This is a genomic window from Denitromonas halophila (assembly GCF_007625155.1).
GTDB lineage: Bacteria > Pseudomonadota > Gammaproteobacteria > Burkholderiales > Rhodocyclaceae > Nitrogeniibacter > Nitrogeniibacter halophilus.
In genome coordinates, this window is record NZ_VMNK01000009.1 from 25,625 (window position 1) to 48,244 (window position 22,620).

The 22,620-nt window shown below is 64.8% G+C and carries 20 protein-coding genes; 7 read left to right on the plus strand and 13 right to left on the minus strand.

The window, feature by feature from the left end:
- Positions 1-15 precede the first annotated feature (15 nt).
- From FHP91_RS11120 to cysK, 3 genes are all read left to right on the plus strand, one after another.
- Positions 16-528, plus strand: coding sequence for an adenylyltransferase/cytidyltransferase family protein (locus tag FHP91_RS11120; RefSeq protein ID WP_144309675.1), 513 nt, complete (start codon positions 16-18; stop codon positions 526-528).
- Between the two features lie 84 nt (positions 529-612).
- Positions 613-2,976 carry a putative bifunctional diguanylate cyclase/phosphodiesterase gene (locus FHP91_RS11125; protein WP_144309676.1) on the plus strand — a complete coding sequence of 788 codons (2,364 nt, stop codon included), beginning with the start codon at positions 613-615 and terminating at the stop codon, positions 2,974-2,976.
- A 98-nt stretch (positions 2,977-3,074) separates the two neighbouring features.
- Complete coding sequence (gene cysK / locus FHP91_RS11130; RefSeq protein WP_144309677.1) at positions 3,075-4,007, plus strand: cysteine synthase A; 933 nt, start codon at positions 3,075-3,077, stop codon at positions 4,005-4,007.
- A gap of 66 nt (positions 4,008-4,073) precedes the next feature.
- On the opposite strand, the gene FHP91_RS11135 is transcribed toward cysK, so the two are convergent.
- Positions 4,074-4,832, minus strand: a complete 759-nt coding sequence (locus tag FHP91_RS11135; RefSeq protein ID WP_144309785.1) for a DUF1194 domain-containing protein — start codon at positions 4,830-4,832, stop codon at positions 4,074-4,076.
- A 191-nt stretch (positions 4,833-5,023) separates the two neighbouring features.
- Between FHP91_RS11135 and recQ the strand changes: the two genes are divergently transcribed.
- A complete protein-coding gene (gene recQ / locus FHP91_RS11140) occupies positions 5,024-6,817 on the plus strand; it encodes a DNA helicase RecQ (protein WP_144309678.1) in 1,794 nt (597 codons plus the stop codon).
- 117 nt (positions 6,818-6,934) lie between these two features.
- The gene (locus FHP91_RS11145; protein ID WP_186301516.1) at positions 6,935-7,783 is read left to right on the plus strand and encodes a spherulation-specific family 4 protein; all 849 of its coding nucleotides are present in this window, start codon (positions 6,935-6,937) and stop codon (positions 7,781-7,783) included.
- A gap of 48 nt (positions 7,784-7,831) precedes the next feature.
- On the opposite strand, the gene FHP91_RS11150 is transcribed toward FHP91_RS11145, so the two are convergent.
- The 10 genes from FHP91_RS11150 to rpe all read right to left on the minus strand — a co-directional run bounded on the left by FHP91_RS11150 (position 7,832) and on the right by rpe (position 19,421).
- Complete coding sequence (locus FHP91_RS11150) at positions 7,832-8,179, minus strand: FKBP-type peptidyl-prolyl cis-trans isomerase (RefSeq protein WP_144178796.1); 348 nt, start codon at positions 8,177-8,179, stop codon at positions 7,832-7,834.
- A 37-nt stretch (positions 8,180-8,216) separates the two neighbouring features.
- Entirely contained in the window at positions 8,217-8,756 is a 540-nt protein-coding gene (msrA, locus tag FHP91_RS11155; protein ID WP_144309680.1) for a peptide-methionine (S)-S-oxide reductase MsrA, read from the minus strand.
- A gap of 38 nt (positions 8,757-8,794) precedes the next feature.
- A complete protein-coding gene (locus FHP91_RS11160; RefSeq protein ID WP_186301517.1) occupies positions 8,795-9,556 on the minus strand; it encodes a DUF2189 domain-containing protein in 762 nt (253 codons plus the stop codon).
- A 173-nt stretch (positions 9,557-9,729) separates the two neighbouring features.
- Positions 9,730-13,665 carry a translocation/assembly module TamB domain-containing protein gene (locus FHP91_RS11165; RefSeq protein WP_144309682.1) on the minus strand — a complete coding sequence of 1,312 codons (3,936 nt, stop codon included), beginning with the start codon at positions 13,663-13,665 and terminating at the stop codon, positions 9,730-9,732.
- A gap of 9 nt (positions 13,666-13,674) precedes the next feature.
- Entirely contained in the window at positions 13,675-14,463 is a 789-nt protein-coding gene (trpC, locus tag FHP91_RS11170; RefSeq protein ID WP_144309683.1) for an indole-3-glycerol phosphate synthase TrpC, read from the minus strand.
- Between the two features lie 151 nt (positions 14,464-14,614).
- Complete coding sequence (trpD, locus tag FHP91_RS11175; RefSeq protein ID WP_144309684.1) at positions 14,615-15,646, minus strand: anthranilate phosphoribosyltransferase; 1,032 nt, start codon at positions 15,644-15,646, stop codon at positions 14,615-14,617.
- Between the two features lie 62 nt (positions 15,647-15,708).
- Positions 15,709-16,278, minus strand: coding sequence for an anthranilate synthase component II (locus FHP91_RS11180; RefSeq protein WP_144309685.1), 570 nt, complete (start codon positions 16,276-16,278; stop codon positions 15,709-15,711).
- 100 nt (positions 16,279-16,378) lie between these two features.
- Positions 16,379-17,854: an anthranilate synthase component I gene (gene trpE, locus FHP91_RS11185; protein WP_144309686.1), complete on the minus strand. Its 1,476-nt coding sequence runs from the start codon at positions 17,852-17,854 to the stop codon at positions 16,379-16,381.
- Between the two features lie 203 nt (positions 17,855-18,057).
- Positions 18,058-18,735 carry a phosphoglycolate phosphatase gene (locus tag FHP91_RS11190; RefSeq protein ID WP_144309687.1) on the minus strand — a complete coding sequence of 226 codons (678 nt, stop codon included), beginning with the start codon at positions 18,733-18,735 and terminating at the stop codon, positions 18,058-18,060.
- Positions 18,732-19,421, minus strand: a complete 690-nt coding sequence (rpe, locus tag FHP91_RS11195) for a ribulose-phosphate 3-epimerase (RefSeq protein WP_144309688.1) — start codon at positions 19,419-19,421, stop codon at positions 18,732-18,734. Before rpe ends, FHP91_RS11190 begins: the two co-directional genes overlap by 4 nt.
- A 124-nt stretch (positions 19,422-19,545) precedes the next feature.
- Here rpe and apaG point away from each other — a divergent pair, with 124 nt between their 5' ends.
- A complete protein-coding gene (gene apaG / locus FHP91_RS11200; RefSeq protein WP_144309689.1) occupies positions 19,546-19,932 on the plus strand; it encodes a Co2+/Mg2+ efflux protein ApaG in 387 nt (128 codons plus the stop codon).
- A gap of 164 nt (positions 19,933-20,096) precedes the next feature.
- Complete coding sequence (locus FHP91_RS11205; protein ID WP_144309690.1) at positions 20,097-20,693, plus strand: class I SAM-dependent methyltransferase; 597 nt, start codon at positions 20,097-20,099, stop codon at positions 20,691-20,693.
- A 430-nt stretch (positions 20,694-21,123) separates the two neighbouring features.
- Here FHP91_RS11205 and FHP91_RS11210 read toward each other — a convergent pair whose 3' ends face one another.
- Positions 21,124-21,375 carry a hypothetical protein gene (locus FHP91_RS11210; protein WP_144309691.1) on the minus strand — a complete coding sequence of 84 codons (252 nt, stop codon included), beginning with the start codon at positions 21,373-21,375 and terminating at the stop codon, positions 21,124-21,126.
- 5 nt (positions 21,376-21,380) lie between these two features.
- Positions 21,381-22,607: a bifunctional glutamate N-acetyltransferase/amino-acid acetyltransferase ArgJ gene (gene argJ, locus FHP91_RS11215; protein ID WP_144309692.1), complete on the minus strand. Its 1,227-nt coding sequence runs from the start codon at positions 22,605-22,607 to the stop codon at positions 21,381-21,383.
- Positions 22,608-22,620 lie beyond the last annotated feature (13 nt).

Genomic DNA, 22,620 nt, shown 5'->3' on the forward strand with positions numbered 1-22,620 from the left:
CCGCCGGACGCCGTCATGGCCCTTTTGCCTCCTGATTTCGAAACCAAGATCTGCCCCCCCGAAGCGCTCGCCGAGCGCGTCGCGAGCTTGCCGCGGCCGCGTGTATTCACCAATGGCTGCTTCGACATCCTGCATCGCGGCCACGTGACCTGCCTGGCCCGCGCCCGCGCGCTGGGCGCATCGCTCATCGTTGCGCTCAACACCGATGCCTCTGTGCGCCGCCTCGGCAAAGGGGCCGACCGCCCCATCAATCCGCTGGCCGATCGGCTCGCGGTCATGGCCGCGCTCGGCAGTGTCGATCTGGCGACCTGGTTCGACGAAGACACGCCGCTCGACACCATCCTCACCTGCCGTCCGGACGTGCTCGTCAAAGGCGGCGACTGGCCGACCGACACCATCGTCGGCGCGGCCGAGGTGACCGCCTGGGGCGGCCAGGTTCACGCCATTGCCTTCGAGCATGAACGCTCCACCACCCGACTGCTCGACACCATCCGGCAAAGCCTCGGCGCCCCGCCACGGTCAGCCTGACCCCCGCGGCGTGACACACCTCACGCCGCCAAGCCTTTGCGCTCAAGAAGAGGCCGCATCCGCCGATAGCACTAGAAGCGATTAATGAGCAATCGACTCTCGACTATCGACCCTATGCGGATTCACTCAGGCAAACAGCGCACACAGGAGCTCGGCGATACCATTCGCCGCGTTGCGCGGCTGTGTACGCTGGTGGTCGTGCTGCCCCTCTACGCCGAGGCCGCCGCGCAATCACCCACGCCGAGCCCCCAGGCCGCTGCGACCACAGCATTCAACACGGCCCCCACGCCACCACAGGACCATCAACACGGGTTTGGCCCGGGTCTCAGCGCAGCCACCATCGCCTTGTTTGCCGCGCTGGCCTTTGGTTTGCACTGCATCAACCGGAAACGCGCCCGGGCCCTGAAGAGTGCCGAAGAACAACGCGCACTGCTCGAAGCGCTGATTGACGCCAGCGACGACTTGATTTTTTTCAAGGATCGCGACAGCCGCTTTCGACTGATCAACCGTGCCGCCGCGCAAGTCATCGGACGCCCCCCTGAAGACATTCTCGGCCACAACGACGACGACTTTTTCCCCGGCGAAGAAGCCTGTGCCTTTCACGCCGCCGATCAACGCGTCCTCAGCTGTGGATCAACGCAACGATTCGAGGAGCGCGTCAGGCACTCCGACGGACACTACGAGCGCTACGAAACACTCAAATCGCCGGTCACCCTGCCCGACGGGACGGTACTGGGCCTGCTTGGCGTCGGACGACGACTTACCCAGGAGCGCCGGGCCAATGACCGCCTGCGACTCGCGGCACAGTTTTTCGACAACGCCGCCGAAGGCATCACCATCACCCGCCCTGACGGCGTGATCGAGATGGTCAACCCGGCTTTTACCCGCATCACCGGCTACAGCGCCGAAGAAGCCGTTGGCCAAACGCCAAAGCTGCTGCACTCGGACCGGCACAGCGAAGCCTTCTACCAACGCATGTGGGACAGCCTGGCCCAGTATGGCCGCTGGCAAGGCGAGATCTGGAACCGGCGCAAATCGGGCGAGATCTACCCCGAATGGCTGGACATCTCGCCCGTACGCAATGAGGAAGGCCAGCTCATTCACTACCTGGGCATCTTTACCGACATTTCCGCCGCCAAGACCTCCGAAGCCCAGCTCGAGCACATGGCGCAACACGACTCGCTCACCGATCTGCCCAATCGCAACCTGCTCAACGATCGCATCGCCACCGCCATTCGCCGCGCCAGCCGCGACAAGCGAACGGTCGCGGTGATGTTCCTCGACCTTGACCACTTCAAGGACATCAACGACTCCTACGGTCACGAAACCGGTGACCTGGTGCTCAAACACGTCGCCATGCGACTGCACGAGTGCGTGCGGGACGAAGACACCGTGGCCCGCCTTGGCGGCGACGAATTCGTGGTGCTGATGGAAGACATCGAAGATGCCGAGCAAGCCGACCAGGCCGCCGAGCGCATTCTGGCCAGCCTTATCCCGCCAATCGGCCGGAACGAACAAGAGTTCTTCATCGGCGCGAGCATCGGCGTCAGCCTCTACCCCCGCGATGGCGACTCCGTCGAAGCCCTGCTGCGCAACGCCGACACCGCCATGTACCAGGCCAAGCAACTCGGCCGAAACAACGCTCAGCGCTACTGCGCCACCCAGACCGAAACCACCCGCCAGCGCGTCAAGCTCGAAAACGCGCTGCGTCACGCCATCAGCAGTGAAACACTGAATGTCTGGTTCCAGCCCCAAGTCGACCTCCAGTCGGGCGAACTGATCGGCTTCGAGGCTCTGTGCCGCTGGACCGACCCCGATCACGGCACCATCCCGCCCGACATCTTCATCCCCCTGGCCGAAAACAACGGCATGATCGTACCGCTCGGCGAATTGGTGCTCCGCAAGTCCTGCGCCCAGATCCGGCACTGGCGCGAGGCCGGCTTCGTTCCGCCGCGAGTGGCCATCAACGTCTCGGGCCGCCAACTGCGACGGCTCGACTTCCTCGGCGTGCTGTGCACTATCCTCGAGCAGGAACAATGCCGCCCGGAGTGGATCGAGATCGAGGTCACCGAATCGGACATTCTCAAAGACGCCGAGCCCGCCATCGCCACCTTGCACGGCATTCGCGAAATGGGCATCGCCCTGTCGCTCGACGACTTCGGCACCGGGTTCTCGTCGCTCTCCTACCTCAAGCGACTACCCATCAACACCCTCAAGATCGACCGCAGCTTCATCGACGGCCTGCCCGGCGACGCCAATGATCGCGCCATTGTGCAGGCCATTCTCGCCATGGGACGAAGCCTGGGCATTCAGGTACTGGCCGAGGGTGTCGAAAACCCCGCCCAGGTTGCCGCGCTGCGCCTGATGGGCTGCAGCACTGCCCAGGGCTACCACTTCGGGCGACCGGCCCTCGCCGAAACCCATCTCGGCCGCCTCGCCTGCGCCTGACAACACGCCTTAGCGTTATGTGCTTATTCCAAATTTGCCCTGCGATTCGCCACCCGCATCGCCTAGAATGAATAAGTCAAACCAGTCAGGACACGTCCATGAAAATCGCCAACTCCGTCACCGATCTGATCGGCAACACGCCGCTCGTTCGTCTCAACCGCGTCAACGCGGGCATCGACGCGACCATCGCGTGCAAACTCGAGTTTTACAACCCGGCCCACAGCGTCAAGGACCGCATCGCTGTGTCCATGATCAACGCCGCCGAGGCCGCCGGCAAAATCACCGCCGACACCATCATCCTCGAACCGACCTCCGGCAACACCGGCATCGGCCTGGCCATGGTTTGCGCCGCGCGCGGCTACAAATGCGCCTTCGTCATGCCCGAGACCATGAGCCGCGAGCGTCGCCTGCTGCTCAAGGCCTACGGCGCCGAGCTGATCCTCACCCCCGGCCCCGACGGCATGGGCGGCGCCATCCGAAAGGCCGAAGAACTGGCCGCTGCCGATTCGCGCTACCTGGTTCCGCAGCAATTCGCCAACCCGGCCAACCCGGAAGTCCACCGCAAGACCACCGCCGAAGAAATCTGGAATGACACCGATGGCAAGGTCGATATCGTGGTCTCGGGCATCGGCACCGGCGGCACCATCACCGGCGTGGGCGAAGTGCTCAAGGCCCGCAAGAGCGACGTGCAGATCATCGCCGTCGAACCCGACGCCAGCCCGGTGCTGTCCGGCGGCCAGAAGGGCCCGCACCCGATTCAGGGCATCGGCGCAGGCTTCGTGCCCGAAGTGCTCAACACCGAGATTTACGACGAAGTGGTACGCGTCAAGAATGAAGACGCCTTCAGCCTTGCCCGCCGCATGGCCGCCGAAGAAGGTCTGCTGGTCGGCATCTCCTCCGGCGCCGCCGTCAGCGCCGCACTCGAAGTCGCCCGCCGCCCCGAAAACAAGGGCAAACTGATCGTCGTAGTCATCCCCTCATTTGGTGAGCGCTACCTGTCGACCGCCCTGTTCCAGGATCTGGAAGTCTGAGCATTACTCAACCGACAAATAAAAACGGCAGCCAGAAGGCTGCCGTTTTTTTGACTCGCTGAAATCTCAGCTGCGCTTGCGAACCGCAGCCAGACCGGCCATGCCGAGGCCGAGCAGGGCCAGCGTACCGGGCAGCGGGATCTGGTTACCCGGAGGCGCGGTTTCGATACGCAGCTTGTTCTCAACCGCGCGCTGGAAGTCCGAGAAGTCAGCTGCCGTCTCGACAAAGCCGTCACCGGTTACCACGTTGTTGGTGTAGTAGTTGGTGATCGAGGTGCTCGTCGCATTTGCTTCGATTGCCAAGCCGTTGATCGTGATGTTCAGGGCCGCCGCAGCGTTCCGCGCCGCCTGATCGGAACTCGACGAACTGGTGCCATCGCCCGACACGTCAATCACCATATTGGTGGTTTCGATGCCGCTCGTTGCCGCGGTCAGCAGCGAAACCGCACGGTTTGTGCCGGTGTAGATGGAGGTGCCGCCGCTGCCCGGGCGCGCAAACACATCCAGGATGTCTGCAAAAGCATTGATCGCCGAGGTGGAGTCCAGAATCGTAAACGCGTCGAGGCTGGTGGAGTAGAAGTTGGAATCAAAGAACACCACGTTGACGCCAATCTGACCGTTCGTGCCGCCGAGAATATTCGACTGCACGGCAGCACTACGGAAGGCGTTGGCGTAACCATCCATCTGCAGGTTGTATTCGGCGGTGTCCACACTGCCGGATACATCAATCACCAAGGACAGGCCGAGGTCGACCGGCACGGCGGAAGCAGTGGATGCCACTGCGCTGAACGCCAGCGCAGCAAAAATTTTCTTGATGCTTTTCATGGGAAAACTCCTTTCGTTTGAACTCACGAAAGCTGTACAGCACACATCATGCCTGAATAATTTTTCAGCATTAAAACAATACGATAGGTTCTACAACAAAAGAACTCCAAGCCATTTCAGACGTAAGTGTCAATTTTTCCGACGCAGCCCACTGCCCCCGCCGAACACGCACCCCGGTAGAATGTTGCCCCATGTCCCGTGCCCACGAAATTCTTCAACATGTCTTTGGTTACCCGGAGTTCCGCGGTGAGCAAGGCGCCATTGTCGAGCATGTCGCGGGGGGCGATGACGCCCTGGTGCTGATGCCCACCGGCGGCGGCAAATCCTTGTGCTACCAGATTCCGGCCCTGATGCGCAGCGGTACCGCGATCGTCATTTCGCCCCTGATCGCCCTGATGCAGGACCAGGTCAGCGCCTTGCAAGAGGCCGGCGTCGCGGCAGCGTATCTGAACTCCAGCCTCTCCTACGAGGCGGCCGACGCGGTCGAGCGGCGCTGGATGTCGGGCGGGCTCGACCTGCTCTATGTCGCCCCCGAGCGCCTGCTCAATGCGCGCACCCTGGCACAACTCAATCACACGCACGAGACCGGCGGCATCGCGCTATTCGCCATTGACGAAGCGCACTGCGTCTCGCAATGGGGGCATGACTTCCGACCCGAATATTTGCAGTTATCGGTGCTCTCCGAACGCTTTCCAGATGTGCCACGCATTGCCCTGACGGCCACTGCCGACCATCAAACGCGCGAAGAAATCGCCCTTCGCCTGAACCTCACCGAGGCGCGCCGCTTTGTGGCCAGCTTCGACCGGCCGAACATCCGCTATCGCATGGTCGAGAAGGACGGGCCGCGCAAGCAGCTGTTCGACTTCGTGCAGGAACACCCGGGCGAAGCCGGCATTGTGTACTGCCTGTCGCGGCGCAAGGTCGAGGAGACCGCCGCCTGGCTGGCCGAGCAAGGCGTCAAGGCCCTGCCCTATCACGCCGGCCTGCCGCAGGAGCAACGCGCCGAGCACCAGCGCCGCTTTCTGCGCGAAGACGGCGTGGTGATGGTCGCCACCATCGCCTTCGGCATGGGCATCGACAAACCCGATGTGCGCTTCGTTGCCCACCTCGACTTGCCGCGTTCGATCGAAGGCTATTACCAGGAAACCGGCCGCGCCGGGCGCGATGGCCTGGCCGCCGAGGCGTGGATGGCCTGGGGCGCCGCCGATGTGGTGCAGCAGCGCCGGATGATCGACGAATCCGAAGGCAACGACACCTTCAAGCGCCTGGCCAGCAACCGGCTCGACACGCTGGTCGGGCTGGTCGAAGCCACCGACTGCCGGCGCCAGCACCTGCTGAGCTATTTCGGCGAGGCGGCCCAGCCCTGCGGCAACTGCGACAATTGCATCGACCCACCCAAAACGCTCGACGTGACCGACGCCGCGCGCAAGGCACTGTCCTGCGTCTATCGCACCGACCAGCGCTATGGCGCGGCTTATCTCGTCGACGTGCTGCGCGGCGAAACGACCGACAAAGTGCGCGAGCGCGGTCACGCATCGCTCACCACCTTCGGCATTGGCGCAGACGTGGACGACAAGCTCTGGCGCAGCGTGTTCAGGCAACTGGTCGCGCGCGGATTTCTGGCGGTTGATCACGACCGCTTCGGCGCGCTGATGCTCACCGAGACGGCACGCCCCCTGCTCAAAGGCGAGGCGGCCTTTGAAATTCGCCAGCCGGTCAAGAAAACCAAGCGTCTCAAGGCCGGCCGCGGCCGCATCGTACCGACTGGCGCCGAAGCCGAGCTCTACGAGCGCCTGCGCGAATGGCGCGCCGACACCGCCCGCGAGCGCAACGTGCCGGCCTATGTCATCTTCCATGACGCCACCTTGCTCGAAATTGCCAACCGCAAACCGGGCTCGCTAGCAGAACTCGGCGCGGTCTCCGGCATTGGCGACCGCAAGCTCGACGCCTACGGTCCGGCCCTGCTCGAACTGCTCACCGCCTGATTCCCCGCCTGCCGCAATTTGTTTCAGTTCAGGGGGTGGTGTCCACGCCTTGATGCCGACATCATTAGCGCCGGAATGCTGGCGCCCATGCCGGCCTCGCCCCCCAAAAAGGCTGTCATGACCCCATTGAAAAGAACCCTCATGCTCGGCGCCAGCGCTTGGCTGGCCATCGGCACCGCAAACGCCACCGACGTTGAACTGCTCGTCCCCGCCTACTTCTACCCCGGCACCCACACCGCCGAGTGGACACAACTCACCGACACCGCCGCCCGCCAGCCGCTCAGCGTCATCATCAACCCCGACAACGGTGCGGGCAGCGCCATCGATGCGAGTCACAGCGCCGCGATCAACGCGCTACGCGCTGCGGGCGGCAAGGTCTATGCGTATGTCGGCACCGACTGGGCGGCACGCAGTTTCTCCGGGCTCACCCAGGAAATCGACCGCTACCTCGACTGGTACGCCCTTGACGGTTTCTTTGTCGACGAGGTCTCCGAATACGCTGCCGATCTGGGCTACTTCACCCAGCTTGCCGACTATGTGCGCGACGCCAATCCGTCGCTCGGCCTGATTGGCAACCCCGGCACCCCGACCGACATCGGCTATCTCAACATCTTCGACACCCTGGTGATCTTCGAAGAATTCGCCCACAACTTCGACCAGTTCGTCGCCCCAGCCTACCAACAGCAGTACGATGCCTCACGCTTCGGCATACTTTTGCACGGCGCCGATGCGGCCACGATGCAGTCGGTGATTGGCGGCGCTCCGGCCGCCAACTTTGGCTACGCCTTTGTCACCGACGGAGTGCATAACGACAACTTGTGGCAGAGCCTGCCGAGCTACTGGGACGCCCAAACCCTGGCCGCCCTGCCGGCGGTGACCGCCCCCGTGCCGGAGCCTGCACCGGCGGCGATGCTGCTCGGCGGCCTTGCCGTGCTGGCCGCCTTCCTCCGCCGCAAGCACGCATAAAAAAACGGCCGCTCGCAGCGGCCGTTTTTGTTGGCACGCAGCGTCTTCTTACGCGACGTCCAGCAATTCCACTTCGAACACCAGCGTGGCATTCGGCGGAATCACACCGCCCGCGCCGCGCGCGCCATAGCCCAGTTCGGGCGGGATGGTCAGCTTACGCGTGCCACCCACCTTCATGCCCTGAACGCCCTCGTCCCAACCAGAGATGACATGGCGCTGGCCGAGCGGAAACACGAAGGGATCGTTGCGATCCTTGCTCGAATCAAACTTGCGCCCGTCGGTCAGCCAACCGGTGTAGTGCACCTTTACGTGCTGACCGGCCTCGGCGGTAGCGCCTTCGCCAACAACCAGCTCTTCGATGATCAGGCCGCTGGCCGTGGTGGTTTGCTCAGTCATGTTGCCTCCTTGGAAATTGAACGCCGATTGTACCGTCTCAGGCCGAACGCAGCGCCGCGAAGCGCGCGCGGAATTTGGCCAGCTTGGGTGACACCACCGCCTGGCAATAGGGTTGGTGGCCATTGCGGGCGAGGTAATCCTGGTGGTAGTCCTCGGCCGGCCAGAAGTGCTCGGCGGCGACCAGTTCGGTCATGATGGGGTCGGCGAAGGCGCCGGCCGCGCGCAGTTCATCCATCACCGCCTCAGCGTCGGCGCGCTGCGCCGGGCTCTGCGCAAAAATCACCGACCGATACTGCGTACCCACATCGTTGCCTTGCCGGTTCAGCGTGGTCGGGTCATGAATGACGAAGAACACCTCGAGCAACTGTCGAAAACTCACCACCGCCGGATCGAATTCGATCTGCACCACTTCGGCGTGGCCCGTACCGCCCTCGCACACCGCGTGATAGTCCGGCACATCAACCGCACCGCCGCAGTAGCCCGAGACCACCCGGCTCACACCGCGAATATCACGGTACACCGCCTCCAGGCACCAGAAGCACCCCCCGCCGAGCACCGCTGTTTCTGTCGCCGCCATGGCTGCCTCCTTTGTTGTGTCGTGACAGGCTTCGACCCTCAGGCGGACGTGTCGTTCGCGCCTTCGGGGAAAACCGTCTTGTTCCAGTGGATGCTGGCGTAAGCCACCACCGGCAACACCACCAGCAAGGCCGGCAACAGGAAGATGCTGGCCATCACCGTCAGCGCCAGCAGCACCGCCCACAACAGGTGCGCAAACAGCGAGCGTCCGACCGCCCGCACACTGGCCGTCACCGCGGTCACAAGCGTGCCCTGACCGCGTACCAGCAAGGGCACCGCATGCACCGTCACGGTATACACAATCAAGGACAGCGCGCCGCCCATGATCGCCGCGCCAAAGTGGAAGCGCAGCAATTGCGATGAATGCGGCAACACCGACATCCAGTCGTGGCGCCATTCGCCCACCATGAAGCTGTACAAGGTGCCCGCATCGGTCAGCCACAACAACACCATGAAGCAGCAAAACAAGCCCATCACCCACACCGGCCGCGGGGTGTGCCTCATCGCGCCATAAGCCACCCCCAGCCGGGGCGACTGGCCCGCCTTCCGGGCCGCGAGCAAAGCGTGATAGCCGGCCATCGACACCGGCCCGAAGAGCATGAAACCGCCGATCAGCGGCGGCACCATCGGCCCCATGCCGATCGTGACAAAGCCGGTCATCAGCACAATGCCAATCACCACAAAGCACGCCGCAAAGCCCATGCTGACCAAGGCCATGTCGAGAAAATCGAGCCAGCCACGCCGCAGCGACTGGGCAATCAGACGAATCGATACTTTCTCTGGTACACCATGAACAGACATGCAGACCTCGTCGCAAGACAGATAGCTCACCATTTTGCCGCGCCGATGGCGAAGCCAAACACGACAAATATCAAGCCATTGGCAGACGAGGCCGCGCGGGCCCCATGGAGCGAGAACGCCTGACGCGACTGCACACGCCCGACGGTGCGAGCCGACGCTGAGCCTGCACCGCCTCAGCGGAAGCTCATGCTCCACTGAAGATCGACCGCGTTATCCGTGCCGGCGCGGCCGACCACGGACAGGCTGCGGGTCAGTTGATGGGTGAGTTTGACGATCTGCGCCACACCCGACAGACTTTGTTCGAAGGAAATGGTGGTGGTCGCCGAGAGCCGTTTGCCGAGCGTGAGCACCCGGCCGCTGGTGGTTGCGCCGCTATCGATCCGGCTACCGCCGCCGACCACCGAGCTGGTTGCCCCGCGGCTGACGCTGTTCAGCTCCCCCTGACCGAGCGATATCTCATCCAGCCCGAGCCCGCTTGCCAGCTCCCGGGTCACGCCGCCGCCTGGCCCGCCAAGCAAGGCCTGTGCGGCCGGCAACAGCAAGGCCAGATCGGCACCACCCGACTCATCCGGCTTGCGGCCGAGGACGATCCAGCCGAGTTTTTCGGCGTCTGGCACATCGGGCGTCGACACCAACTGAATGTGCGGCCGACGTACCGTGCCGGTGATCGACATCCCGGCCTCGACCTCCAGACCCGAGCGCACAGCCAGCACATCGAGGCCAGGGTTATCCAGCGGACCAATGAAATTCACCTGGCCGCGAGTGATATTCAGCTTCTGTCCGTAGCCCTCAAAACTGCCACCCACGGTCTTGACCGTGCCGGTCGCGCGTAGCGCATCGCCGGCCTGCACCTGCAGCAGCAACTTGCCCGCCAAGCGCGTATCGAGCCCCAGCGCCGACAGATAGAGCTGCTCACCCAGATCCACCTCGACCCGCGCCTGGAGCGCACGGTTCGACACCGACGGCTCGTCACCGAGAATCACCACATCATCGGACAGGCTCGGCGCCGGCGACTTGGCGAATTCAAGATAGCCCCCGTCGGCACGAAAACTGGCTTCGAGCGAAGGCGCATCCCAGCGCGTTTCGATCTTGCCCGTGCCGCTGACCGCCAGCCAGCGGTCGGCGCGCTGGAAAATCGGCAGGCGGTCGGCCTCGAAGCGAATCTGACCGTCGCCGTCCTTCAGGCTCATCGCGCCACTGGCGGTGAGCTGACCCGGTGTTTTGGTAAGCGATGCGTAATTGATGCGCCGGTCGCGCGGCGCCACGCGGCTGGGTGAGGCGAAACTCAGGGTATCGATGCGTAACTGGTTCGCATCGAAATCGGCGATCAGCTTGCCCCCCGACAGACGCAGCCCCTCATCAGCGATTCCGATCGCAAGATCATCCCCGGTGACGCGGCCCACGCCTACCGGCGCATCGGGCGTACCGCTGAGCGAGAACTCGGTGCGCAGCTTGCCGTCGGTGCGCACGGCCGGACTCACCAGCGCACCAAACCAGCCAATCGCCGGGATATCGAGCACGGCCGAACCCAACAGCGGGCCTTGCCCATCCAGTTGCCAACCGGCCGCGCCCTTCTTGAGCCGAGCCGTCGCCGAACCGGCGAGCGTCCCAAGGGTGTCCCCCTTGGCATTCAGACTGAGCGCCAACTGCGTGTTGTCAATATTCGCCAGCACATCGAGCTCGGTCAGGCCAAAGCGCAACACCGTGTCGCCGGTGAGCACCAGATCGCCCGACTCGCGAAACACGTGCACCGTGCCGCGCGCGGTCTCGCCGAGCTGAACATCCCAGTCACCGCCGAGTTGCAATTCGCCCTGGCCGCGCTTGGGGGGTTGGTCGGGGCGAGTTTCGAGACCCAGCAACAGACCGCTCATGTGGCCCTTGGCCACGACGGCGCCCGGCGTCCAGTCCGTCTGCTCGAGGACCAACTGGCCCCCATCGTCGGTGCGCAGCGCCGCGCGTGACAGGCGCACCCGCTTGTCGCTCGCCTCCAGCGCCGCCGGGGCCGTCAGCTTCAGCGGCAGGCGCCCCGCCAAGGCGAGCGCCTCGACCGTGCCGCGCCAGGCCATGGACTCGCTCAGGCCGCCGCGCAGGCGGGCATCGATGGCCTCGCCGCTGCCGGCGGCCGCCGACAGTTCGATCACATGCTGCTGACGACGGCCGTCGGCAGTCAGCGCAAAGCGCTCCAGCAGGGCCGGCCCCTTGGCCTGGGTGCGCAAGTCCTGCCCGCCAATGGCCAGCGAGATCGGCCCGTCCAGCCCTTCGCCCAGCGACACATCGGCCGTCAGGCTTTGCAGTCGCAGTTCGCCCGGCAGGCGCAGCTTTTCGGCCGAGGCGGTAAAGCGCCCCGCCGGTGTTTTCAGCCCGCCACTGATCTGCCCGTCGAGCCGCGCCACGCCCGACACGTCCAGCCCCAGCGCGGCCAGCTCTGGCGCATTCACGCGCACATCCAGCACATCGGCCTTGGCACCCCAGGCGCCCGTGGCGTCGACCCGGTTGCCCGCCAGACGCAACCACGCCGCCACCTCCGACAGCCGTTCGCCCCGCCAGCGCAGCGCGCCCTCTCCGGCCAGCGGCTTGCCATCGAGCACGCTGTCGATAAGCCGATAGCTCACCCGCCCCTGCAAATCATCGAGCTGGCCGGCCACTTTCAGATCACCGTTGATGGTGGCCGGTGGCGCGTCCGCCCACAGCGGCTTGGGGTCGAGTGCGGTGAGCTTGAGATCGACCTCGAAGGTCTGCACGCCGGTGGTGTTCAGATGCCCGGTTGCCACCACCCGGCTCTTGTCGCGCTTGAGCGCCAGCGTTTCGATGGTGACGCGGTCGTCGGCGTGATTCACCGCCAGCGTCGCCTGCAGGCGCGGGTCGCTGAGCGTGCCGGACAGCGTCTGCTTGCCGGCACTGGCGGCGGCATCGAGCTGCCCCTTCATGCGCGAGTCAGGCAGGCGCGCGTCCAGTGCATGCAGATTGATATCGGCCAAGGCGAGCTTGGCATTGAGCAGGCCGGCCGGATCGTCCGACGGCGCCCAGTCGATCGCGCCGGTGATGCTGCCCTTGCCGGCGAGCCGCGCGCGCAAGTCGCTCACCATGACCTGCGCAGCGCTCAGTTGCAGCTGCGCGTCGAGTTGCTGCAGCGGCAGTTTGCCGGTATCCCAGGCGCCGCTGTCGGCGTTGCTGACGCTCAGCGGGCCACTCAGTTGCGGGGCCGTCATGTCGCCAGTCACCGTCAGCGTGCTCTCAACACGCATCAGCGCTGTCGGTGCGCTGGCGGCCCACTGCGCCGGGTTGATGCGCTCACCGGTCAGGGCGATCCGATCGACCGGCATGACTTCGAAAGGCTTGAGCTGCGTCGCGACGACGACCTCGGTCGCTTCGCGCGTGACGGTCGCGGTGGTGTCCAGCGCCGCCAGCGGGCCGTGCGCCACGAGCGCCACATCCATCGCGTACTCGCCGAACTGGCCGGCCAGTGTGGCCGTCAGTTGGGTCGGATGTGGCGCCGCGACACCGAGCGACAGCTCGCCTTTCGCCGGGCCGACCGGGGTGCCCACCGAGTCGAGCACCAGGCGATGCACCTCGGCACCGGTGGTAAGGCTCAAGGCCAGGGTGTCGATCAGCGGTGTGCCGGCTGGTGTGGCGGGGTCGAACGGGAAGGCTTCTTGCGCCAGGCGGCCGAGCGTCAAGCGGTCAACCTGAACAGCGACCGGCAGCGCCAGCGAGTCCGGCAAGGCGGGCGACTCGCCCGGCGCATCGGAGGGCGCGGTAGCGAAGCGCACACTGTCGAGCGACAAGGAATGAATATGCACGCGACGCTCGAACAAGGCCGCGGGCGACCAGTCCAGCGCCAGCGCGTCGAGTTGCAACTGCAGCGTCGGGGTAGTGAGCGACAGGCGGCGGATCTGCAGCGGGCCGGTCAGGCGCCCCTCGGCGCCCTCGATACGCAACTGCCCGTCACTGTAATCCACCGCCGTGCGCACCAGGCGTTCGAGGCCCGACGACGTGGTCAGCAACCAACCGAGCACGGCCAGCACCGCACCGAGCAGCAGTACCAAGCCGCCGAGCACCGCCCACGGCCAGCGGCGGCGTTTTGGGGTCGGCTGCGCGTCGGCGGCCATGGTCAAACCTTAGCCAAACAGGCTCTGCAATGCCACGCCCGGATCGTCTGCGCGCATGAACGCTTCGCCGACGAGGAAAGCATTGACCTGATGTTCGCGCATACGCTGCACGTCGGCGGGCGCAAGAATGCCCGACTCGGTGATCACCAGCCGGTCGGCCGGAATACGGTCGAGCTGGTCGAGCGTGGTGTCCAGCGACACCTCGAAGGTACGCAGATTGCGGTTGTTGATGCCGATCAGCGGCGTGCGCAATTGCAGCGCCACGTCGAGTTCACCGGCGTCGTGGCTCTCGACCAGCACCGCCATGCCGAGCGACTCGGCCACCGCTTCCATCTCCTGCATCTGCGCCAGCGACAGCGCCGCGACGATGAGCAGGATGGCATCGGCGCCCATGGCGCGGGCTTCGAACACCTGCCACGGATCGATCATGAAATCCTTGCGCAGTACCGGCAGCGCACACGCGCCGCGGGCTTCGCGCAGATAGTCGGCATGGCCTTTGAAAAATTGCTCATCGGTCAGCACCGACAGGCAGGCCGCGCCGCCGGCTTCATAGGCGCGGGCGATCTCGGCCGGCCGGAAGTCGGCACGGATCACGCCTTTGGACGGGCTGGCCTTCTTGACCTCGGCAATCACCGCCGACTGGCCGGCCGCGATCTTGGCACGCAAGGCGCCGGTGAAATCGCGCGTCGGCGCCTGCGCGCGCGCGGCGGCGGTCACCTCGGCCAGTGAACTCAACGCTTTACCGGCGGTGACTTCATCGGCCTTCACGGCGAGGATTTTTTTGAGAACGTCGCTCATTCAGACCTCAAAATTGTGAAGAAATCGTCGCGAGCGCCGGCAGGTCGGGGGCGGCCGGCGCGCAGCGAGCGGAATGTATTTCTGGATACATGAGCATCGCGAGCACCGCCCAACCCCGAGATGCCAAGCGCAGTAGATTGATTCACAATTTTCAAGCGAAACGCTGCGTAAAGCGCGCAAACGCATCCACCTTGGCCCGCGCCGCGCCGCTTTCGATCGCCTCGCGCGCCTTGCCGATGCCGTCGGCGATGTTCTCGGCGAGCTTGGCGGTGTACAAGGCGACACCGGCGTTAAGCACCACGATGTCGCGCGCCGCGCCCGGTACATTATCGAGGGCGCCGAGCAGCACACCTTTGGATTCGGCCGCATCGTGCACCCGCAACTGACGGGCCGACTGCATCTGCAGGCCGAAGTCTTCGGGGTGAAGCTCGTACTCACTCACCGCGCCGTCCTTGAGTTCGGCAACCATCGTCGCCGCGCCCAGCGACACTTCATCCATGCCGTCGCGTCCGTGCACCACCAGCACATGATCGGCGCCGAGGCGCTGCATGACGCGTACCTGGATGCCGACCAGATCGGGGTGGAACACGCCCATCAGGGTGTGCGGCGCGCTGGCCGGGTTGGTGAGCGGGCCGAGGATGTTGAAGATGGTGCGTACCCCCATTTCCTTGCGCACCGGCCCGACGTTCTTCATCGCGCTGTGATGGTTGGGTGCAAACATGAAGCCAATGCCAACTTCCGAAATGCATTCGGCCACTTGCTCGGCGTTGAGCGCGATATTGACACCCAGCGCTTCGAGCACGTCCGCGCTGCCCGACTTGCTCGACACGCTACGCCCGCCATGCTTGGCCACGCGCGCGCCGGCCGCCGCGGCGACGAAGATGGTGGCGGTCGAGATGTTGAAGGTGTGCGTGCCGTCGCCGCCGGTGCCGACCACATCGAGGAAGTTGTCGTTGGGCGGGGGTACTACTACCTTAGTGGACAGCTCGCGCATCACCGTGGCGGCGGCGGCGATCTCGCCGATGGTTTCTTTCTTGGTGCGCAAGCCGGCCAGAATGGCCGACATCATCACCGGCGAGACCTCGCCGGCCATGATCTGGCGCATCAGCGAGACCATCTCGTCAAAGAAGATTTCGCGGTGTTCGATGGTGCGCTGAAGTGCTTCCTGGGGGGTGATGGACATGCTGCCTCCTGGGTTCTACCGACACGCCTCCGGGCCCTCGCCCGGAGGAATGCCGGCAGGGCTTAAGCCTTGCGATCAAGAAAATTACGCAGCAGATCATGGCCGTGCTGCGTGAGGATGGATTCGGGGTGAAACTGCACGCCCTCGACGTCCAGCGTCTTGTGGCGCAGCCCCATGATCTCGCCGTCTTCGGTCCACGCGGTGACCTCTAGACAGTCGGGCAGGCTCTCGCGTTCCACCGCCAGCGAATGGTAGCGGGTGCTCACCAGCGGGTTGGGCAGGCCCTTGAACACGCCCTGGTCGAGGTGATGCACCGGCGAGGTTTTGCCATGCATCAGCCGCTTGGCGTGCACGACCTTGCCACCGTAGGCCGCGCCAATGCTCTGGTGGCCCAGACACACACCGAGAATCGGCAGCGTGCCGGCGTAGCGCTTGATCGCCTCGACCGAGATGCCGGCCTCGTTGGGCGTGCACGGCCCCGGTGAAATCACCAGATGCGTGGGTGCCATGTGGCCGATCTGTTCGACGGAGATTTCGTCGTTGCGGAAGGTTTTCACCTTGGCGCCCAACTCACCGAAGTACTGGACCAGGTTGTAGGTAAAGCTGTCGTAGTTGTCGATCATCAGCAGCATGCTGTGGTGCTCCTGCAAGGCGCAGCTCAGGGCGCGCCGTTCATCCGGGGGGCTGCCGCGCGGCGCTCAGGCCTTGGCGCGGCACGCAATGAGGGCGAGCTCAGTCGAGGTCGGAGTCGAGACCCCGCTCGGCCATCTCGGCGGCGCGCAACATGGCGCGGGCCTTGTTGCGCGTCTCCACCCATTCGGCGTCGGGGTCGGAGTCGGCGACGATGCCGGCGCCAGCCTGCACATGCATCAGCCCATCCTTGAGCACCGCGGTGCGGATGTTGATGCAGATGTCCATGTCGCCATGGAAACCGATATAGCCCGAGGCGCCGGCATACATGCCGCGTTTGACCGGTTCGAGCTCGTCGATGATCTCCATCGCCCGTACCTTGGGCGCGCCCGACACCGTACCGGCCGGGAAGGACGCGCGCAGCACCGCCAGCGCGTTGAGCTCGTCGCGCAGACGGCCTTCGACGTTGGAGACGATGTGCATCACATGCGAATAACGCTCGATGCCGAACTGCTCAGTCACCCGCACCGAACCGACCTCGGCCACGCGGCCCACATCGTTGCGGCCCAGATCAAGCAACTGCACATGCTCGGCGCGCTCTTTTTCGTCGCCGAGCAGTTCCTTTTCCAGCGCCAGATCTTCGTCCTCGTTGGCGCCGCGCGGCCGTGTGCCGGCAATGGGACGCAGCGTGACCTTGTCCCCCTCCAGGCGCACCAGAATTTCGGGCGAAGCGCCAACCACATGAAAGTCTTCGAAGTTGAAGAAGAACATGTAGGGCGAGGGGTTGAGCGTGCGGATGGCGCGATACAGCGCCAGCGGCGAGGCAGTAAAGGGCTTGCTCATGCGCTGCGAGAGCACCACCTGCATCACGTCGCCTTCGACGATGTAATCCTTGGCACGCTGCACAGCGGACTTGAAGGCCTCTTCGCCAAAGCTGGAGACCTCGGGCAGGGGCTCGCCACGCACGTCTTCAGGCATCGACACTGGGGCGCGCAGCTTGTCGATCAGCTCGCGCAGGCGGCGCTTGGCGCGGCGAAACGCGCCCGGCACTTCCGGCTCGGCATACACCACCAACGTGAGCTTGCCGGAGAGGTTGTCGACAATCGCGATTTCTTCGGACAGCAGCAGCAGGATGTCCGGCGTGCCGATCGGGTCGTCTTTTTTGGTGCCGGCCAGACGCGGCTCGATATAGCGCACCGTGTCGTAACCGAAGCAGCCGACCAGACCGCCGGCAAAGCGCGGCAAGCCGTCGTTGGGCGGCACCTTGATGCGCTCCATGAACTCGGCCACGTAATTGAGCGGGTCGCCATAATCGCGGCGCTCGACCAGACGGTTGCCGGTGAGCAGCAGCGCGCTGCGACCATACACTTCGATGCGCGTATTGGCGGCCAGGCCAATCATCGAGTAGCGGCCAAAGCGTTCGCCGCCCTGCACCGATTCGAGCAGATAGGTGTAAGGCTCGTTGGCCAGTTTCAGGTAAATGGACAGCGGGGTGTCGAGATCGGCAAAGGTCTCGAGGGTGACCGGGATACGGTTATAGCCTTGCGCGGCAAGCGCATTGAATTCGGCTTCTAGCATGTGAGCTCCACAAAAAGCAGGGGGTCGTCAGGACGGCGCGGGGCGAGCCCGCGAGGCATCAGGGGCGCAGGCGCCAGGGCCACGACCGCCAGCCACGCGGGACGGCGTTTAAGCCGGCGCAGGCCGATGCGATCTCCTTCAGAAAAGACGGGCTTTCGTGGGTCACGGATGAGGTCTTTGTCGAGTCAAAAAAGGCTGCAGTTTCAAGGCGCTCGCGGCGCAACGCGCTGCAGCAGTGCGTTTGCGCTCGATAGTAGCCCATCGCATTCGATGGTGTCCACCGGCACCCCCTCGGTGTAGCCCCAGGTCATCAGCAGCACCGGACAGCCCGCCGCGCGGGCGCTTTCGGCGTCATTCGCCGAGTCGCCGATCATCAGCACATGCGCGATATCCACCCCAAGTTGCTCACAGGCGTGCAGGAGCATGCCGGGGTGCGGTTTTTTTACATCGAGCGTGTCGCCGCAGACCACCGCACCAAAGAAGGTTGCGATGCCCGTCAGCCGCAAGAGCGGTTCGGTAAAGGCCGCAGCCTTGTTGGTCACGCAGGCCATCGGAATGCCCTGCGCCTGCAGCGTAGCCAGCATGTCGGTCACACCAGGATAAGCCTGCGACACCTGACCATTGGTTTGGGCATAGTGCCGCTTGAACACTTCGACCGCCGCATCGAACGCCGCGTCCGTCAGCGAAGCATCGGCCAGACAGCGCTCGACCAGCTTGGGGATGCCCTTGCCCACAAAACAACGGACTTCCTCCAGCGACCGGGCCGGCCGGCCAAGCTCGGCGAGCATGGCGTTGGCCGCGAGCGCCAGATCGCCGATGCTGTCAACCAGCGTGCCGTCCAGATCGAAGAGCAATGCGTCGACCGCAAAGCGCGTACTCATACGCCCGCCAGCGCCTTGCGCAAATCGGCGATCACCGTGTCGTAGTGATGCGGATCGCCCTCGCGCGCCGCGCCAAACACCGCCGAGCCGGCCACGAAAGTGTCGGCGCCGGCACGGGCAATCTCGGCAATGTTGTCGGTCTTCACCCCGCCGTCGATCTCGAGCAGGATCTTGCGGCCGCTCTGCGCTTCATACGCGTCCAGTCGGGCACGCGCCGCGCGCAGCTTGTCTAACGTGCCGGGAATGAACTTCTGCCCGCCAAAACCGGGGTTCACACTCATCAGCAGCACCACGTCGATCTTGTCCATCACATGGTCGAGATGGTGCAGCGGCGTGGCCGGGTTGAACACCAGCCCGGCCTGACAGCCCGAATCGCGAATCAAGCCGAGCGTGCGGTCGATATGCTCCGAGGCCTCGGGGTGAAAAGTGATGACATTCGCGCCCGCCTTGGCAAAGTCCGGGATGATGCGGTCCACCGGCTTGACCATCAGATGCACATCGATCGGCGCCTCGGTATGCGGGCGGATCGCCTCGCACACCAGCGGGCCGATGGTCAGGTTGGGCACGTAATGGTTGTCCATCACGTCAAAATGAATCCAGTCGGCACCGGCGGCGATCACATTGCGCACCTCCTCGCCGAGACGGGCAAAGTCGGCAGACAGCAGGCTGGGGGCGATTCGATACATGTGGGCTCCGGCAAGGTTGAGCTGAACAGACCCGCATTTTAGCGCCGCCCACCGTGCTGCGCTTGCGGGCATCGGGAGATTCCGTTTCAATGAGTCGATTCTCTCGCCCCGCGGGACGCCCGACATGACCGAATACGAACATCCCTACCATATTGAAGTGACCGCCGAGTCCTTCTACCTCGCCGACCAGTCCGACCCGGACGAGGCGCACTACGTGTTCGCCTACCGCATCACCCTGCGCAATGTCGGCTCGGTCAGCGCGCAACTGGTCAGCCGACACTGGATCATCACCGACGGCAACGGCGACGTGCAGGAAGTGCGCGGCCTCGGCGTCGTCGGCGAGCACCCCGAGCTCGCCCCCGGCGAGAGCTTCGAATACACCAGCGGCAGCGCCTTGACCACCCCGGTCGGCTCCATGCGCGGCACCTATCAGATGGTCGCCGCCGACGGCGAACGCTTCGAAGCCGAGATCCCCGAATTCGCCCTGCTCGTGCCCAACGTGCTGCACTGAGCGCGGGTGAAGACATCGCGCGCACAAACCCCACGCCAGACCGCATCGGGCAACGACGCGCTCGAACGACGACGCATCTCAAATGAATGGGCGAGAAGTGAAAGAGTGAGTAACGCAGCCATCTGTCTACGCCGTCGATTCATTCACATGCGTTGAACGCCGCCATGTCGCTGCGCCACAGCTACACCCTCATCGCCCCCTTCTACGACGCGGTGCTCACCGCCGCCACCCGCCAGGCCCGCATCCGCAGCCTCACCCACCTCGCCACGCAAACGCCCGGCACCGTGCTGGTCGCCGGTGTCGGCACCGGGCTGGACCTGCCGCATCTCCCGCCCCAGCACCGCTACATCGGCATCGACCTCACCGCCGCCATGCTCCGCCGCAGCCTGCCGCGCGCCGAACGGCACAACTATCACGCCGTGCAAGGCAGCGTGCTCGCCCTGCCCTTTGCCAACGGGCACTTCGACCACACCGTATTACACCTCATCCTCGCCGTGGTGCCTGATCCGTTGCGCGCCTTGCAGGAGGCGATTCGCGTCACCCGGCCGGGAGGGAGTCTGCTGGTGTTCGACAAGTTTTTACGACCGGGGCAGCGGGCGCGGCTGCGACGCTGGCTCACGCCGATCTCGGGGCGCATCGCGACGCGGATGGATGTGGAGTTCGAGACACTGCTGACCGGGGCACCGGGCGCGCGAGTGGAGAGCGATAACGCCGCGCTGGCCGGAGGGTGGTTTCGGCGGTTGCGGCTCACCCGGCTATAGCCGGGGTTTGATTGGAGCGTAGGTTGGGTTGAGCGCAGCGAAGCCCAACGTGAAAAGCCCTGCCACATCGCCATGTCGCCCGCTACGGCCTGGGCGGTGCCACCCAGTTGCCACCACGGCTCCGACCGGCTTGGATTGGCCGGGTCTCGCCCCGGCGGGCGACTTACTTTCTTGCTTGTGCAAGAAAGCTAAGCAAAGAAGCACAGCCCGCTTCTGCGCCCCCTGCGGGGGTTCCCGCCCTGCGGCAGCGTCGGGCGGGGTGCTTCGCAAACTCGCCCTGCGGGCTCAAACAGCGAAGCCCCTTGCTCCGCCCGCCACCGCCTCCGGTTGGCGCGACAGAGGGCGGCTCGGCCGTGCGAGGCCGAACGAGCAGGCACACCGTTTACGCGCCCCCCTCGCCCCCCACTGTCGAACCATCCCTCTTCCCCGGTCAAGGGCACAAAACGCGCAGGGCCAATCCGTCCTTGAATTGGAAATACTCGACGCATTCAACGCCGCCTTTCACGACAACCCGACTGCCTATATCCACGGACTTCAACATCTCTGAAATCGATGTTGCACCATCGCCGTCCCAATCCATCTCGGCAATTGAGTACCCCGAGCGCCAAACAAGCGTCGCAAGACCAGATCCGACGATAGCGAAGACAATAACCACGGCGAACGCCAGCAGCCGGGGCGTCATGAAACTCAACTCCGATAATCCGCGTTGATCTTCACATAGTCATACGAGAAGTCGCAGGTCCACACGGTGGCTTCGGTCTGGCCGCGGGCGAGGTCGACGGTGACGTCGATTTCGGCTTCGGCCATGACGCGGGCGCCGTCTTCTTCGCGGTAGCTGGCGGCGCGGCCGCCGTGTTCGGCGACGAGGACGTCGCCGAGCCAGACGCGGATCTGGCTGACGTCGAGGTCGTCGATGCCGGCGTAGCCGATGGCGGCGAGGATGCGGCCGAGGTTGGGGTCGGAGGCGAAGAAGGCGGTCTTGACCAGCGGGGACTGGCCGATGGCGTAGCCGACCTTGCGGCATTCGGCGCGGTCGCGGCCGCCTTTGACTACGATGGTCATGAACTTGGTGGCGCCTTCGCCGTCGCGGACGATGGCTTGGGCGAGTTCAATGGAGACGGCGATGACGGCTTCGCGCAGCGCCGCCCACGCGGGCGAGCTGTCGTCGGTGATTTCGCTGTGGCCGGCTTTGCTGGTGGCCATCAGGATGTAGGAGTCGTTGGTGGAGGTGTCGCCGTCGATGGTGATGCTGTTGAAGGACAGGTCGGCGGCTTCGCGCACCAGGCGCTCGAGCAGCGGCTGCGACACGGCGGCGTCGGTGGCGACGAAGCCGAGCATGGTGGCCATGTTGGGCTTGATCATGCCGGCGCCTTTGCTGACGCCGGTGATGGTGACTTCCTTGCCTTCAATCTGGATGCGGCGCGACACGCCTTTGGGCACGGTGTCGGTGGTCATGATGGCGTGGGCGGTATCGAACCAGCCGTCGATATGCACGTTGCCGGCGGCCTTGGGCACGGCGGCGGTGAGGCGGTCCATGGGCAGGTGTTCGAGGATGACACCGGTAGAGAACGGCAACACTTGCTCGGGCGTGATCGACAGTGCAGCGGCGACCGCAGCGCAGGTGGTGTTGGCGTCGGCCAGGCCGCGCTCGCCGGTGCCGGCGTTGGCCACGCCGGTATTGATGACCAGGGCGCGGATGTCGCCGGTGGCGAGGTGTTGCTTGCACACTTGCACGGGGGCAGCGCAGAAGCGGTTTTCGGTAAACACACCGGCCACGCGGGTGCCCGCATCGAGGGCGATGACGGTCACGTCCTTACGGTTGGCCTTGCGGATACCGCCCTCGGTGACGCCGAGGCGGACGCCGGCGATGGCATGCAGGTGGTCGGGCTTGAGGGTCGGCAGATTGACAGGCATCGGGGCGTCTCCG

What these genes read in the sequence shown, in the direction of transcription:
- FHP91_RS11120 (WP_144309675.1), top strand. Translation starts at nt 16, where the DNA reads ATGGCCCTTTTGCCTCCTGATTTCGAAACCAAGATCTGCCCCCCCGAA.
- FHP91_RS11125 (WP_144309676.1), top strand. Translation starts at nt 613, where the DNA reads ATGAGCAATCGACTCTCGACTATCGACCCTATGCGGATTCACTCAGGC.
- cysK (WP_144309677.1), top strand. Translation starts at nt 3,075, where the DNA reads ATGAAAATCGCCAACTCCGTCACCGATCTGATCGGCAACACGCCGCTC.
- FHP91_RS11135 (WP_144309785.1), bottom strand. Translation starts at nt 4,832, where the DNA reads ATGAAAAGCATCAAGAAAATTTTTGCTGCGCTGGCGTTCAGCGCAGTG.
- recQ (WP_144309678.1), top strand. Translation starts at nt 5,024, where the DNA reads ATGTCCCGTGCCCACGAAATTCTTCAACATGTCTTTGGTTACCCGGAG.
- FHP91_RS11145 (WP_186301516.1), top strand. Translation starts at nt 6,935, where the DNA reads ATGACCCCATTGAAAAGAACCCTCATGCTCGGCGCCAGCGCTTGGCTG.
- FHP91_RS11150 (WP_144178796.1), bottom strand. Translation starts at nt 8,179, where the DNA reads ATGACTGAGCAAACCACCACGGCCAGCGGCCTGATCATCGAAGAGCTG.
- msrA (WP_144309680.1), bottom strand. Translation starts at nt 8,756, where the DNA reads ATGGCGGCGACAGAAACAGCGGTGCTCGGCGGGGGGTGCTTCTGGTGC.
- FHP91_RS11160 (WP_186301517.1), bottom strand. Translation starts at nt 9,556, where the DNA reads ATGTCTGTTCATGGTGTACCAGAGAAAGTATCGATTCGTCTGATTGCC.
- FHP91_RS11165 (WP_144309682.1), bottom strand. Translation starts at nt 13,665, where the DNA reads ATGGCCGCCGACGCGCAGCCGACCCCAAAACGCCGCCGCTGGCCGTGG.
- trpC (WP_144309683.1), bottom strand. Translation starts at nt 14,463, where the DNA reads ATGAGCGACGTTCTCAAAAAAATCCTCGCCGTGAAGGCCGATGAAGTC.
- trpD (WP_144309684.1), bottom strand. Translation starts at nt 15,646, where the DNA reads ATGTCCATCACCCCCCAGGAAGCACTTCAGCGCACCATCGAACACCGC.
- FHP91_RS11180 (WP_144309685.1), bottom strand. Translation starts at nt 16,278, where the DNA reads ATGCTGCTGATGATCGACAACTACGACAGCTTTACCTACAACCTGGTC.
- trpE (WP_144309686.1), bottom strand. Translation starts at nt 17,854, where the DNA reads ATGCTAGAAGCCGAATTCAATGCGCTTGCCGCGCAAGGCTATAACCGT.
- FHP91_RS11190 (WP_144309687.1), bottom strand. Translation starts at nt 18,735, where the DNA reads ATGAGTACGCGCTTTGCGGTCGACGCATTGCTCTTCGATCTGGACGGC.
- rpe (WP_144309688.1), bottom strand. Translation starts at nt 19,421, where the DNA reads ATGTATCGAATCGCCCCCAGCCTGCTGTCTGCCGACTTTGCCCGTCTC.
- apaG (WP_144309689.1), top strand. Translation starts at nt 19,546, where the DNA reads ATGACCGAATACGAACATCCCTACCATATTGAAGTGACCGCCGAGTCC.
- FHP91_RS11205 (WP_144309690.1), top strand. Translation starts at nt 20,097, where the DNA reads ATGTCGCTGCGCCACAGCTACACCCTCATCGCCCCCTTCTACGACGCG.
- FHP91_RS11210 (WP_144309691.1), bottom strand. Translation starts at nt 21,375, where the DNA reads ATGACGCCCCGGCTGCTGGCGTTCGCCGTGGTTATTGTCTTCGCTATC.
- argJ (WP_144309692.1), bottom strand. Translation starts at nt 22,607, where the DNA reads ATGCCTGTCAATCTGCCGACCCTCAAGCCCGACCACCTGCATGCCATC.